This is a genomic window from Pseudomonas sp. IPO3774 (assembly GCF_013386835.1).
Taxonomy (GTDB): domain Bacteria; phylum Pseudomonadota; class Gammaproteobacteria; order Pseudomonadales; family Pseudomonadaceae; genus Aquipseudomonas.
On the sequence record NZ_JACAQY010000040.1, the window covers coordinates 82669 to 97445 of the forward strand.

Consider the following 14777-nt stretch of genomic DNA (forward strand, 5'->3'; position numbering starts at 1 on the left):
GAAAACCATCGAGCAAGGAGTGCCTATGCTGCAAGCCGCGACCGGAAAGCTGTTCACGAACCGTGAAAATCCAAGGAAGACGCTCCTGAAGGGAGTCGTCTACACCAACCTTGATCTCGCAGTGGTAGACCAGGTCACCACCAAGGTAGGGACGCTGACCAGCATGGACACCTCGCATACCCCAACAGCGCTCGGGTATGAAATGACGGAGTACATGGAGGCAGCTGAACCCGAGCCGGGCGTTCTCGTCTCGCGAACCATGGGCGCCTACATCGATGACTTTGCAGATGTGGCTTCTTTCAGCCTCCGGGCCATTTGCTCGCCTGATGTCCATATTGCCGAGCGCCTGTTGAATCAACGGCGCCGGCCAGGGCAGCCGCACCCCAGTGAACGCCTTGCGCGTTTTTACGATGCCTCAGTCCGGGCGGATCTTGCCGAGATTGCAGCCTTCAACGAGTTCACCGAACAGTTGATCGGACTGCAGCGCGTGACCTACATGGCGGTCATTCAGTCGATCAGAACCTACGTCGCTGCCGTTCACAGGATGAGCGACGACCTCAACCTTGCATACACACTGCTGGTTATGTGCATCGAATCACTGGTTCAGAAATTTGATGGACACGAACCCCAGTGGTCGGACATTCCCGAAGAAAAGAGGCGAGGGGTGGACAAGGCTTTGGATCGTATCGATCACGACTCTGCGCAAGCGGTGAAGGACGCGGTACTAGACGTCATTCATCCACGCCTGAGTTATCGGTTTGGGCAGTTTATCCTGGCTCACCTGCCGGCCGATTACTTCACCGTACAAGCAGACGCACAAAAACACCCGATTGGGCGTCGCGATTTGGAAGCCGCACTACAAAACCTCTATGGCGTGCGCTCCGGCTACGTCCACACGCTCAAGCCTTTGACCAAAGAATTTCTTCATTTCGCCAGTCACCGGGAAACCTGTGAAGACGATGACAAGCTCACCTTTACCTTTCAGGGGCTATTTCGCCTCACACGTGCGGTGATCATTGAATACGTCCGCAAGGCGGAGAAGGTCGATCAAGAGCCGTACCATTACGAGTGGGATAATCCACACCTGCTCAGAATGAAGCTTGACCCATCGCTCTGGATCTACAATCCCGAGGCCTTCAATAGCCAGACGCCCAGACACCATCTAGAAGGGCTCGTGCTTCTACTTGATCAATGTTTGGTCGACTTCCCCAATCGCAAGCTTCATCACCCAACGCGCGTCATCGACAAGGGATTCAGCATTCAGTCCCAGATGGCCGAAGCCATGAGAGTGTCGTTTTTGGGGTTCGCCTACCTGTCCGATTTCTTCTTGGGAACAGAGCAGACACACAGGGTGTTTTCCCAAACTGAGGTCGACCTTTTGAACCGGCCAGGCGTTGACTCGTTGATCGCCCAGGCTCTGATGGGAAGTGATACTGGCTGGGCACCTTCCGAGCATAAGAAGCAGCTCGACCAATATTACAAAAAACGCCACACGAAGACCGGTATCAAGGTGTCGCATAACGTGGAAGCGTGCATGGGGCTCGCGCTGGCCGAGCGATACCGACTGGCTGGCGACTCGCCTGGTGCGTTGGCAGCATTGAGTGCAGCCGCGAAGGACTTTCCGCACCTTAAGCAACTGCGCCATATGGGCGAGGAATTCGACCAGGAGAGGCCGATCGACTGGCGCTCAATCATCTACCCAAGATGGGCCGCTCCGAGAGCCACGCTTGAATGCAATGGCTTGTGAAGGGCTTGTAGACGACTGTCTACAAGTTGGTAGACGACTGGTCAGTTTGTAGTAAACGTCCAATGCTGCCCACACGATCCGGAAGCGTGACTACACATGGCGCATCGCGATCGGTCTCTCAATCCAGAAATCTGCGCATGCTGCGCAGCTAGCCGGGCTCTGACGAGCAGCCTGGTTGAGCGTTATCCCCGTGAGCATCGCCGATAGCCGTGTGCAGCAATCCTAGTAGAATCTGCTCATCTAAAGATGCCCCCCACCGAGAATTACGATGACTTCAGATCTAAGTGAAGAGGAAATGCGCCGGGCGCTTTTTGGTGATGCTGAGCCCGCACCGCTGGTGACGCCTCCACCAGTGCCGGAGGCGACTGGTGAACTCGTGTTCGAGAAACCGAAGGCGTCTTTGCAGAAAAAGAAGGTGGCAAAGGCCTTCACACCCAGGTTGCAAGTGACCCTGATGGTCGGCAACGAATACGAAGGCAAGATGTTTGAGTTGATCCATCAAGCCGACACCCTGAGCAAGTTGCTGGCGGAGCAGGAGGCGGTGAAGGCTGCCCGGAAGAAATTTCGCTACGTCGAGGTGGTGGAGGTTAAGTCGATGTAGTCGCTGACGCCGGCATGATCACCTGATGCTCGGTGGTTTGAGCCTGAGTGATTGTCCACGTGCGACGCTGGCCCACATCAGGGTGGTCAGGTTCATCTCCATCCCTTCCTCCATCCTCTTACGAGATCAATCCAACGATCACGCTTGGTACTCTGCCCTCGACTAATTTAGTGCCCTTTGCGCGCGAATCCTGCGGAACTCTGTGCCATCTTTTTTCTCATCTCGCAAACCCTTAGGCTGTTTCGACAGACAAGGAGAATTGCTATGTCCCCACTGGCCACTGCGCTCATGAATTCCCGGATCGAACATTTGATGTCCAGATTCAGGGCCGCAGAATGCGCAGGCGTGAGCGAACGAACCTGGAGATATTACGAGCAGGGTCAGCGCTCACCGCGCAAAAGCGTCGTACGAAACTTTTTTGACCGATCGGGTATTTCGATGCCCTCGAACATCGCCAAGCTGCTTAAGGTTGCGCGATCAGCCCGCGTGCTGAGCATTACATCTCTCAAGGGAGGGGTCGGTAAGTCGCCCATTACCGTTGATGTAGCAGCATGTTTGGTGGAGCGAGGAAGCAACGTCGCAATCATTACGCATGACTGTTGTTATGAGGATGACGCTTCAAATGGGAAGCACCCCAAGGCCCATTCACTGGCTGCCGGTGTCGACTTCTTTGGCTATACAGACGTATTTTTTAGCGTGGCCGAAAAAAGCAGTTTCACCAAGCGACTGCGACACATCGTGGATCATGGATCCCCCATGGATCGCAGCGGACTGGAGCTCGAAATGGGTGGAACGCTGGGTTCAATGGTCGAAAGGATTGCTTCCTCCAGAATGTTCAAGGACATCAAGGCTGACTATGACTATGTCCTGCTTGACCTAAATCTCAAGGTCGACCTCATTCGTGCCCATTCAGACCTGGTTGTGATCATTATCGACAGCGCCTGCCATCAATCAGTGGATAGCGCCCAGCGATTGAATGTGCGATTGCTCACAAGCAAGGGCGGACGCCGTACGCCGAGATGCTATGGGTTAGTCACGCGCAATGATGTAGGTGGCAGAAGCCAAGAATTGGAGGAGTTTTTTGGAGGCTTGGAGATTCCTCCTGCGCTGGTAGAAGGGCTGGAAGCAAGGCGGCTCAGCTCCAGTAAATTCCGAGAACATATTCTCAAGGACATCAAGTCCTTGCCTTTGACTCGCCTGATGACTCACTTGACCAACGCTCATGAAGTCGTGATCGACAAATACAACTATGACCAACCATTCATGGAGGGTTTTTCGTACTTCGATTCCGTCCTGGATATCTCCCCCGAATCGCATGCGGCGGACGAGATACGTCGATTGGCGGCAGAGCTCGTTGATTATCGGTTATAGCCATGCGTACGCCTGCAGATCGGCAACTCGAAGTTGATAGGGCCGTTAACCGAACCGCAGGGCACTGTGACTGATCACCATCGCTATGATCTGGCCGAAACTCATGATGCGGGGCTGCTCTGCCTTCAACCCACTCTATGATCAATCAGGGTGGCTCATTAGGGTCGGTGTTTAATTTTGGGCCGTTGGGGCCGGATCTTTTTTAAGGTATGAATGACGATCCCACAGGGGCACGAGCAATTGTTCGCTCGCGATCAATCGTCGTAACGGAGGAAGGTTTGAGTAAGGAATACGTTTGGGGCCCTTCGTTTTTCGGCCGGATACTGTCGATGTCACCACCATGGTCACTGCGTCTTGCAGACGGTTTTTTTGAGCTGGATGTTCATGGCGAGCGCGTTGTGATTCGATCCGACGAAGTATCCAGCATGCAAGCGACAAGAGGTCTGTTCTCGGGCCGAGTGAGTTACCCGGGCGGCAGCGTAGGCGGGTTACCGAAAGCTTCAGTTTCGGGGCTCAACGCGGTCATAAAAGATGTCACCAAGGCCCACGACCGATTGCGCGAGGAGACGCTGCGTGAGGCCGAGAAACGCACCCTGGCGCGGCATGAACGCTTTCGAATCGCGTACATGCAGATTCGAGACTGGCTTGGGGAAGCTGCTCGTATCTTCAATGATGCGATGGCCCAGCGGCGATGGGTAACTCATGAGCAGCAGATGGGTTTGCAGGCAACCAGGCCAAGATTGGGAATCCCTGAGACAGATTTGAATGAGCTACTTCAAGACCATGACTTGAGGGTTGCTCTTAGCATTCGCCTTGAAGATATCGAGCGCGTGCTTACTTTCTGGCGAGCGGACTGGAGCATTAAGTGGCGCGAGTTCAACAAAGAACACACCAAACGAGAACTCGTTGCTTGTGAACCGCTCCTGTCAAAGGTCGAAAAGCGGCCTCTGAACGATGAGCAGGCGCGGGCGGTGATCTGCTTTGATAATCGCGTTCTGGTTGCGGCCTCAGCGGGCTCCGGCAAGACCTCTACCATGGTTGCCAAAGCAGCGTACGCGATTGATCGAGGTTTTTTTCAGCCAAAAGAAATCGTCATGCTGGCCTTCAACAAGGATGCAGCCAAAGAGCTGGCGAAGCGCGCTGAGGAGTCGTTCAAGCGGCTGAAGATGGAGGGCGCCACGGTACGCGCCAAGACGTTCCACCGGCTCGGCCTCGCCATCATTGGCTATGCCACCAAAAAGAAACCACGAGTTCCTGAGTGGGTTGTAAAAGAGCCGTTGGCATTTAAGAAGCTGGAGGAATTGGTCGATCATCTCAAGGACAACTCGGTGGCATTCCGCAGTCGCTGGGATCTGTTCCGCCTAGTGTTCGGTCGGGATCTTCCTGACTTTAAATCCATGAAAGCACCTCCAAAGGCCGGGACAAAAGCTGGCCGGCTCAATCCGATCCAAGGTGATCCGGTGAAGAGCCTGGAGGAGTGCATGATTGCGAACTGGCTCCACTATAACGGTGTCGAGTACGTCTATGAGCGCCCCTACGAGCATGACACGGCTACTGCGACTCATAGCCAATACCGTCCTGACTTTTACTACCCAAAGATTGGCCTGTATCACGAGCATTTTGCTTTGGACGAGCAGGGACAGCCACCGGGGCACTTCGAGGGGTATCTGCAAGACGCGATATGGAAGCGCGCGCTGCACCGTGAGCGTGGTACCCATCTGATCGAAACAACATCGCACCAAATCCGACAGAACACGTGGGTTGAACATCTCACGCAGGAACTCACCAGCCGGGGGATTGAGCTCGACCCAAACCCTGATCGTCCCGTTCCCCCAGACCGCCAGCCGCCGCTATCCACTACCAAGCTGATTGGTCTCATCCGCACCTTCATCGCCCATGTCAAAAGTAACTGCCTGACGGAAGATGAGTTGCTCAAGCGGGTGGATGAGCTTCCTATGGGGTTGTTCAAACATCGCTACAAGATGTTCCTCGACATATTCTGGCCGGTTATGGAAGCGTGGAACAAGGCCCTCAAGGATGATAAAGGTCTCGATTTCGAGGACATGCTGGTGCAGGCCGCCGAGCATGTGGAGCAGGGCAGATGCGTACCGAACTTCCGGTTGGTCATGGCCGATGAGTTTCAAGACGCATCAAAAGCGAGAGCGCGCCTTTGTCGGGCGCTGGTGAGCGTCCCGGGTCGCCACTTCTTTGCTGTCGGCGACGACTGGCAATCCATCAACAGATTCGCTGGCGCTGACGTGTCGGTGATGACTGAGTTCAGGGAGTACTTCGGATCTGGTCAGTTGTTGAAGCTGGAGCAGACCTTCAGGTGCCCCCAGGCTTTGTGTGACGTATCCAGCCGCTTCGTAAGCAGAAACCCGGTGCAGCTGACTAAGACGGTGTACTCGAAAACTCCCGCTGTGGGGCCTGCGCTTAGGGCGGTAATGGTGGCGGATGCAGATAGTATCGACCACGGCATCAACAGCTTCCTAGAAGGCCTAGTAGCTGGGCTGAAAGATGGCACGATCCCAAAAGCAGATGACAGGCTGATCAAGGTCTGCATTCTCGGAAGGTACAACAAGGAGATCAAATTCGTCCCCGGCAACTGGAAGGCGCGCTTCGGTCAATTTATTGAAGTGTCATTCTTAAGCGTACATCGCTCCAAGGGTACCGAGGCTGACTACGTGATCTTGCCATCGATGGTGAGCATGAAGCGTGGCCGCAGCTTCCCCAGCACCATGACTGACGACCCAGTCCTTGGTCTCGTCATGCCCAATGGGGATTCTTATCCGTTCGCAGAAGAGCGCCGCCTCTTTTACGTTGCGTTGACCCGGGCTAGACGTACAGTGGTGATGTACACCGTTGCGAGCAAGGTCTCGATTTTCATAAAGGAACTGGCGAGCGACAGTGCGCTTCAGGTTGAGGACGTACACGGAGCTCCGGTCAGGCTCCATCCATGCCCCCGTTGCTGCGTCGGCGACTTGGTCGTGCAGGAGAGCAAGAACGGCCAGTTCGTTCGATGCACCAACTTCCCGGAGTGCGATTACAAGCCTCCCAAGAAAAAGCCCGTGAAGAAAGCTCGGTATACAGGCAATCGATACGGCAAAAAAAGGTTCCGCGTGTAGCGAGACTCAAAACTAGAAGGTTGAGGGCACGCCGCCTCGGGATCGTGGTCGCGCCTGAGACGCTTTGGGGCAGACTTTTCAGCCCTCAACCTCCAGCCGTAACGTGTCAATGAGCTCGCGCAGCCCCGGAGGCATCTGCTGACGCCCAGGGTAGTAAATGTGAAAAGCGGGCTCGATGGGCGTAAGCGTCCGGCGAACTCACCGAGCTTACGTCTGGGCCTATAGCACTACGCCGTTTTCGGCGCTCAAAGCGGTGGTTTACGACTTCAGCCCAAGCCGTGCCGGAGAACATGCACGCAACTTTCTGGGCGACTAGAACGGCAAGCTGGTCTGCGACGATTTCGCTGGATACAAGGCTGATTTTGAACAAGGCATCACTGAAATCGGCTGCATGGCTCGTGCTCGCCGCAAGTTCTTCGAGCTGCATGTCGCTAACAAAAGCCAGTTGGCCGAACAGGCGCTGCACTCAATTGGCGGTTTGTACGCGGTTACCGGCCTGACTTACGCAAGGTGAGTTGGGCGGACGCTTATGGATAAGCGGTGATAGGCTTATTCACTAACCTCATGGTGAAGGTCAGCTCGTTAAAATCAGCTAAGCCGTCCAGCTTGATTCAAAAAATCGAGTGGTATCCCACCATGCCCTTTTTTGGTAAAACCTGAAATTACTGAACAATCGGTTAAATTACGATGGGCAAGGGAGCTGTGTGGTGTTGACAGAAATTCGTCAAGAATCGTTTGCTTCGATCTATGCAGAGCTGGAGCATGAGTTTCCAGACAGACCTTGGTGCAAGCAAATAACAAGGTTGGGGTATGGGATGAAAGAAAACCCCGTCTCTACCGAGTGGCTGCAAACGTCCTACGTATTGTCCTATGGGCTTAACGAGTACCACCTGCACGGATTGCAGCCATCGTCAGCAGCGTGGCCATCTGTTTTAGAGGCCATGAAGCTAGTCGGGCAAGCACTTCACCTATTGGAAAGCGGCGCCGTCGGCGGGCCGGAATCACTTAAAGCCAGGTTATTGGCGGCCTTCAAAGAACCCGATGAATATCGAAGTCTGAGCTTTGAGCTTTTTGTCGCGAATCACTTTCATATACGCGGCGTGGGCATAGAGTGGCCAGATGAACATTCCGGCATTGAGACATTCGACTTGCTTGTACACGATCCATTAATAGGGGCGGTTGAAGTGGAATGCAAAACCTTCTCAGTCGACAAAGGTGATGCTCTCCCGATCGCGTCCATTGATGCTTTTGCTAATAAATTGATCAGGTTTCTGGAGCCTGAATTGTGCCTCGAACCCGATCAGTTGGTCTGCGTTTCTGTCGTTTTTAATCAGAAGATCCCCAAGAAACCCAAGGAGCTTGACGCCCTAATAGGCTCAATTAGCGAATGCCTTTTTGAGCGTAAAAATCTTGATGATGGTCTGCCAATCGACATTTCCGGGATTTGTGAAATCTCAATCAGAGGGGCTTTGATGGAAGGCTTCCCATTCGATCAAAGAGGATGTCATTGGCAGGAGGCAATGGACATGTTACTCGGCTCCCAAGTGCCTAAGTGTCAGCCGCGTACGTACGCTAAACATTTGCTCAACGGAGGCGGGCTAGGGCTAAGAGTGGATACTACGATTCCAAGCAAGTTAGATGATCGGATCATGAATGAGTCCAAGCGCGCAATTCGCTCACAGATGACAGGAACGCGACCAGGAGTGCTGATCTTGAAAGTAGAGCGGGAGTCAGACCTAACGTTAGAGGCTAGCGCGAGGGACAGTGAAAATCGTTATCGCACCTTAGCAGAGAAGCTGATGAAAAGTTCCAAAAATAGTCATCTTTCAGGAGTTGTGTTCGTCAGTGCGCCGAGATGGGCGAGGGTGAGTCAAAAAGTACACAAACCGCGCAGTTCTGCTTATTATTTCGATAACGAGAATTGCCATTATACACCTATATCGTTAGCTCGCTTTTTCAATCCATAAGTTTCACGCCATAATGGTAGGATTTTGGCCGCAGTAAGATAATTGAATTATCGCGTTATTTCCATTTTTAGTGATAAGGTGGCTGACATAGTTTAGGTCGCCCCAATCAATGTTTTCGCCACATTACGGATTGATTATAGTATGAAGTCGTACCGGACAAGGATCGCTCGGCCAGGGCAAGAAGTCTCAATAACTGAAAAATCTATATTTCAGATGTCCGATCAAGTTTCTAGCGTGTACTCGGATATGCTCATTGATGTGTTAAGGGAGCATAAAGAAGGGGCTGTTAGTACCTGGGCCCTAGCAGTCGGGTCTGACGGAAACGATTATTTTGACTTGCTCGCTAAGGCCAAGGCTCATTATAAGACTGTGCTAGAGGCCGATGAAAAAATATTAGCGACGCTGCGAGACTATTTTTATGTTGATGGGGCTATAAAGCTAAGCAGGGATGACCTCATTGAAATAGGTGGCGTGCTTAGTCCGTTGGCGACTGGCTGCGATGAAACAATGTTGGCTGCGAGTGACAAGCAGTATTATGACTACGCGAAAAGCCTAATTCATTGCTTTGCATATGCGAAATCTTCGGGGATGGTGTTTAGAAGCCCCGAATATTACTTTGCTTTCGATAGCGTCTCCATTGGACTTCAGGGGCGTAACACATCCATTAATGATCTTCAAATTAATCGCTTTGATTTTGAAGATTTTTGTTCTGATTTGTTGAGGCACTATAGTTTAATTAATCAGAATATTGGGCTGCTGGACGAATATTTTTTCTCTGATTTCAAGCAGTCCATTGAGAGTAATAAGAAAAATTTTTGCCGAGAGATTCTTTGGGCAATAGCTCCCAAAAAAATAAAAAAAATTCGAGAGGAGATGGCGAGTGGTAAACATACTTTGGGGCACGCCGATACAGACCGATTCTTTATGGATCAATGGGAAATCTCAATTGAGCGGCTTGATGATTTGCGTGAGCTGATCAATCACTACAAAGTTCATAACACGCCGAATATGCTTGAGCATATTTCTGAGTTTATGGCCAAAGAAAGTCTTATGATAAGGTTTGTAAAGGCAACACTTGGCTTGGATCTTGATGTCGCTTTTAACAAATTTATTACCGTACGCCCGCCTAGGTCGATCCGCAAGTTTCTTCTAGGATTGTTGGATGCTAAAATAAATATTTTTGCTTTTTTGCAAAATATTTCTCAGATTATGTGCAATAAGCATTTCCTTGATCCTGAGCACTCAGGGAACCTAGTGTTTAGCCGCGACGTTGTCAGGGCCATTAAAAGTAAGTGCCCTGCGAAATTTAAAGAATTTAAGGGCGCTCAGTCGACTATCAGGCTGGGCGGTGAAAGCGTGACCTTGTTTGCTGAGCTTGATGACAAGGTTGGTTTGTACGTTGATATTTTACTAAATGACAATAAAATATCCTATACGAGATTGGTTGGTCAGCTTTGGACTTCTGATCCAGAATCTGGGGATGCCGGGCTGCAGGCAATAAATGGGCCGCTAGGCCTTATGAAGATTTTCTTTGAGCTTCTTCAAGAGTATGAAAAAGCTTGCGAGCAACGAGAATCTTCGCAGGAAAAAAAGAAAAATTCAAAGGGAAGGCTATACACAAAGAGCACGACTCACTTGCATGCAAAAAAAGCAGCATTGAGTAAATTGATACGAATCTATCGGGAGGAAAACGATCCTCTTGTTATGATCAAAACCGCACAAAATGCCATTAATATTTTGATTCGGAAAGGGTTTGATCAAGTAAGCGATGTTTTGCATGTGATGAGTGTAAATTATGGCGGTACATTGGTTGGCCATTTTGCTAAACACACCTTTGCCAGAACTATAATAAAAGGACAGGTAGTGGCCAATGCAGGGTCAGTAGTTTATTCAATCTATGATGTAAAAAATGCCAACTCTTTTTCTGAACTATCAGATTATCCGTACGCCAAAATATTAAAGGACGCCACCGTTGGTGAAGGAGTTAGGCAAAAATTGGAATCTAAAAATTGGCTGCTCGTCTTTGATGATAATACGAACAGCGGCGAAACCTTAGATAATCTTCGAAATCTTGCAGCTGAGTCTAGGTTTTACGGTCGTGTCGATGTGTTTCCTTGTAGGGCTAGTGCGTCGGTCGCACGTTACAAGGCATCGCTGAGCGATCTGCAGAAGCTAGAGATGATTGGAGGGTCAGCAGTAGCTTCTAGAAAAACAAAAGTTAACGCTGAGTCGACGAGGTATAAGGAGCTGCTGGGGACGATTGCAGGTGCCAATCTATTCAAAATCCTTCGACGGGCAGGACGATTAGACTCTGAAGGACGCTGCCAGATATAATTACTTTCAATTTAATCTCTTATTCGGCCTACCCCATGGTGGGTCGACAAGAGACGCTGCTCAACCATCGCCATCAAAGCTGGAGTTCGGAAGGTGAGTTCGCCGGACGTACCGATGGGCGCCCAGTCAGGCAAGACCACCTGAGGCTCGCCTCGCTCAGGTGGTCGCGCACGCGATGTTCCACTCAGTACGTAATGTCGCAGTGCGCCAACGCCATCTCTATGCCGAAGGTAGTCTCGTTGGCGCAGAGCTGACCGGGAGCATCAATGACTCGGTGATCACCGATGTTGCTCAAGGTATCGAACTCGCGTTGCGCTACGACGTACGCGGCAATGACGAGTTCTTCATTACCAATGATGAGACCGTGATGCGCACTCCAAGTAGCGAACTGCTCTCCACTCCAAAGCTGGCGCGGCCAAAGCTACCGCCTGACCATCTTCTTTTGACGATGTCAGAGGGGCAAACGCACTTGCGCCATTCCTTGCCAATCCGTCCAATTGGGTAAGAAAGGCCGGCGCCTTGATGTCGGCCGCCAAAATGCGAATGTCAGCGTCAATCTGCTGAGCGTCCTGCAGGATCACACCTGTAGCAGTAACCTCGCTAACTGCGTTTTGAGCAGCACTTGGTGCGTTCCGGAAGGGCAAGGAGGATGCGTGGCCCTGCCTCTACAAGATAGAGTTTGAGGGTTTACACCGTATCATTGGATTAAGCGCATGGCATGGTGAAGCTCTGCGCACAACTCTACGCCGGCTACGATGGCAATGCTCATTGGCCGGGCTTCGTCGGTGGTATGCGCGGTCAGGTACCGATTCAGACGCGTCCGATGGAGCTTCTCCGCCTGCAGCGGCTGTCCAGAAACAAGCAGTGCTGCTGTACCCCTTTAGTGCCTGAGCTCTCTGAATCAGTGATCCTGCAAGGGGGACTTCGGTAATCGCGAAGCCTGTCCCAAGCTCCTCCCCATAGAGGATTGAGGTCATACTATTGCCATGCCACGAAGAGGGAGCTGGAAAGATCTCTCTTCATCATAGAGTCTAACAATTCGCGCTTGGTCAGTCAGGAGTCAGATATGAGGGATAAAGCCCATCCTTTCCCCTTTGATGCGCAAGCAGAAATCGTCATGAAGACGTTCATGCAAGCCACAGGAGAGAAACTCAATCGGGCACAAAGACAGGTCAGTGGGGGGGATAACGTCCAGCGATTCAGCCACGGTGGCTCGTGGCAGTCGCATCACAGTTACGACCCTGATCGTGTCGACCAAATGCAGACGATCGAGCACGAAACAAGATTGCGCTTTGAGGACATCATGGGAGCCCGGCTAGACGTCATTGAGCGTACAGTTGATGAAATATCCAGCAGCATGGCCGACAGCTACGCCAAGGCGTTCTATAAGATGCTCTCCGATACCTGCGAAGAGCACGGCAATGGCATCGATGGTTCCGCGTCCAGCCTTGGCGAACAGATGCTCAAGGCTATCGAAACAGTCGAATACTCGGTTGATCGAGATGGTCAGGTATCGCTTCCAGAGTTTCGCATGCATCCCAGCCTCGCGAAGCGCCTTCACACAGATCCCTCGCTGCATGAGCCAGAATTGCTTGCCAGGGTCGAGGAGGTGAAGAAGATCAAAATCACCCAGGCGTTGACAGCGGAAGTCGCGCGAAAATCTAAATTTCGTAGTAGGGGGCAGTGATGGGCGCCAGGGTTTTGCTGTGCATCGGTTGTGACAATTACCAGTCTCCATCGCTCAGCCAATTGTCCGGGGCCGAGCGTGACGCGCTCTCCATCCACTCTGCACTCTCGACAGGGCCATTGAGCCGTATCCAGTCGGAGGACGCGTACTTGCTACGCTCTCCTGTCAGGAGTCAGTTGGATGCAATGCTGCTTGATATTCAGGACAAGTACGATGAAATCGACAGCTTCACGCTATTTTTCGCCGGGCATGGCGGTGAGGCCAACGACAGCTATTTTCTCTGCCTCAGCGACACCCGTGCAGATCGTCTCTCCACCACGGGTTTTGCGCTCAGTCGACTCTTCGAATACTTCAACGAACTCAAAGCTGCCCACTGCAATGTGATCATTGATGCCTGCCATGCCGGGGGCATGGTGTCCAACCTCGGTATCTTGCTCAAGCCGGAAGTGATTGGTAAGGCCAAGACATTTGGCGTGTCGTTTTTTGTATCGTCAGCGGCAGATCAGTACGCCAGCGAAACCAGTCAAGGCGGGTATGGAACCCTTGCACTGCTCAAAGTGTTGAGTGGCGAGATCGATACCGGGTCGCGAGCAGGCGTTCTTGATTTACTGGATATTGGTCGACCAGCTGCACAGTTCGTGTCGGAGCAGACCCGGGGAGGACAGATGCCATCCGTGTGGGGCGTCAACCTATACGGTCATATGCCGCTGTTCGGCAATCCGCATGCTTCCGACAATCCGGCGTCCTCTTTGTTGGGGATCACAGGCATCTCACCCGCGTCCCCGGCCGGACAAGCCATCAGTGCTCATTCCACCGAGCTGTACAAGCTGATGTTTGCCCCGGAACATGAACTCACCGCCGAAAAGCTTTTTCCTGTCCTTTCCACGTGCGTTGATCGCCTGGCCGACATACCCAACGCAGCCGGCGCGTTTATCGGCGGCATCTGGCAATCCTTGGAGAAGGGCGCAGGGCGCCACACCAACAGCTTTTCTCGGGTCGATCTGAGCGCAACGTGCGCAGCGTTGCTCCTTCAGTCGTCCCAGAAGGACAATGCCTCTCGCGACTGCATTCTGGGACTCGCTCACGAGATCGTGACAGAGATTGAGTACCGGCTGTGGGACATCGTCAATGGGCTTCGAGAAAATCCTTGTTCGCTGTCCCGGCATGGCATCCCCGATCTGTTCTACCTCCCGCAGCGCATTTCTCGGATTTTAGGCTGGGCAGGCGCAGCTGTGCACTTGGCTCGGGAGCTTGGTGTCAGTGACGCTAATCTCAGAGACGCTCTGGAGCAAATGAGTGCCCCACTGGTGGAGCACTACGCTAGCGCCTGTGCGGGCATGAGTGAAGACGAAGCACCGTACTGGGCCGCCTTCCTTACTGCCATTAATACGGATGACGCGAATGGCCTTGGCGAATTGGTCGTCAGTACGCTGACTAACGCGCTCGTTGAGCACGAGGGTCGACTTGCCCAGCCGTTGTTGTCGGCAGAGAACGTTTTCGGCTATCTCAAAGCACGCGCCGACAAAGATCCCGCCGAGTTGAAGCGTTTGAGCAGCTCACCCTCGGAGACCTTGGCGCTTGTCCTGCTCATAAGCCGTCGTCATTCCCTTGAAGACGAGCTGGATTACAACCTGGCAAGCCTCGATCACGCACACCTCAACATCTTCCTTCCGCAAAGCTACCTGGAGTTCAGCCAGCCATTCGTTCGTAACGGTATAAATCACGTCTTCCAGGTCGGCCAGAAGGTATGGAAGGTGGCGGATGTCGTGCAGCGCTGGGAGGAAGCATGCAGGCCCCAGATGCTTCAGGATACATCGCTGCAAAATCCTGCAACGCGGATCGGTGCCATCTGCGCATCACTGATCTTCCCCGATCGAGTGCCATGGTTTCTGCTCAGCGACTGATGACCTCCAACGTAGTTGGGGCTTATGAGTCCGGTCAACCG

The 14777-nt window shown here is 52.4% G+C and carries 8 protein-coding genes and 2 pseudogenes; all 10 read left to right on the plus strand.

The genetic code is table 11. The features are described 5' to 3' along the window. Positions 1-25: 25 nt before the first annotated feature. The 10 genes and pseudogenes from HYE77_RS22190 to HYE77_RS22235 all read left to right on the plus strand — a co-directional run bounded on the left by HYE77_RS22190 (position 26) and on the right by HYE77_RS22235 (position 14736). Positions 26-1747: a hypothetical protein gene (locus HYE77_RS22190; protein WP_177069345.1), complete on the plus strand. Its 1722-nt coding sequence runs from the start codon at positions 26-28 to the stop codon at positions 1745-1747. A gap of 268 nt (positions 1748-2015) precedes the next feature. Then, positions 2016-2348: a hypothetical protein gene (locus HYE77_RS22195; RefSeq protein ID WP_177069346.1), complete on the plus strand. Its 333-nt coding sequence runs from the start codon at positions 2016-2018 to the stop codon at positions 2346-2348. A gap of 264 nt (positions 2349-2612) precedes the next feature. Then, on the plus strand, positions 2613-3719 hold the full coding sequence (locus HYE77_RS22200) for an AAA family ATPase (RefSeq protein WP_177069347.1): 1107 nt from the start codon (positions 2613-2615) through the stop codon (positions 3717-3719). Positions 3720-3997: 278 nt separating this feature from the next. After that, positions 3998-6844 carry a UvrD-helicase domain-containing protein gene (locus HYE77_RS22205; RefSeq protein ID WP_256347462.1) on the plus strand — a complete coding sequence of 949 codons (2847 nt, stop codon included), beginning with the start codon at positions 3998-4000 and terminating at the stop codon, positions 6842-6844. A 190-nt stretch (positions 6845-7034) separates the two neighbouring features. Beyond that, positions 7035-7334: pseudogene (locus tag HYE77_RS22210) on the plus strand (transposase); the annotation flags it as partial. A gap of 217 nt (positions 7335-7551) precedes the next feature. Then, positions 7552-8811, plus strand: a complete 1260-nt coding sequence (locus HYE77_RS22215; RefSeq protein WP_177069348.1) for a hypothetical protein — start codon at positions 7552-7554, stop codon at positions 8809-8811. Between the two features lie 246 nt (positions 8812-9057). Next, positions 9058-11145, plus strand: a complete 2088-nt coding sequence (locus HYE77_RS22220) for a hypothetical protein (protein WP_177069349.1) — start codon at positions 9058-9060, stop codon at positions 11143-11145. A 283-nt stretch (positions 11146-11428) separates the two neighbouring features. Next, positions 11429-11539: pseudogene (locus tag HYE77_RS32995) on the plus strand (NAD(P)-dependent oxidoreductase); the annotation flags it as partial. 672 nt (positions 11540-12211) lie between these two features. Continuing rightward, on the plus strand, positions 12212-12832 hold the full coding sequence (locus HYE77_RS22230) for a hypothetical protein (protein WP_177069350.1): 621 nt from the start codon (positions 12212-12214) through the stop codon (positions 12830-12832). After that, on the plus strand, positions 12832-14736 hold the full coding sequence (locus tag HYE77_RS22235; protein ID WP_177069351.1) for a caspase family protein: 1905 nt from the start codon (positions 12832-12834) through the stop codon (positions 14734-14736). Before HYE77_RS22230 ends, HYE77_RS22235 begins: the two co-directional genes overlap by 1 nt. Positions 14737-14777: the final 41 nt, after the last annotated feature.

Coding starts and splice junctions, on each gene's coding strand:
- HYE77_RS22220 (WP_177069349.1), top strand. CDS start 9,058: ATGCTCATTGATGTGTTAAGGGAGCATAAAGAAGGGGCTGTTAGTACC.
- HYE77_RS22200 (WP_177069347.1), top strand. CDS start 2,613: ATGTCCCCACTGGCCACTGCGCTCATGAATTCCCGGATCGAACATTTG.
- HYE77_RS22190 (WP_177069345.1), top strand. CDS start 26: ATGCTGCAAGCCGCGACCGGAAAGCTGTTCACGAACCGTGAAAATCCA.
- HYE77_RS22230 (WP_177069350.1), top strand. CDS start 12,212: ATGAGGGATAAAGCCCATCCTTTCCCCTTTGATGCGCAAGCAGAAATC.
- HYE77_RS22235 (WP_177069351.1), top strand. CDS start 12,832: ATGGGCGCCAGGGTTTTGCTGTGCATCGGTTGTGACAATTACCAGTCT.
- HYE77_RS22195 (WP_177069346.1), top strand. CDS start 2,016: ATGACTTCAGATCTAAGTGAAGAGGAAATGCGCCGGGCGCTTTTTGGT.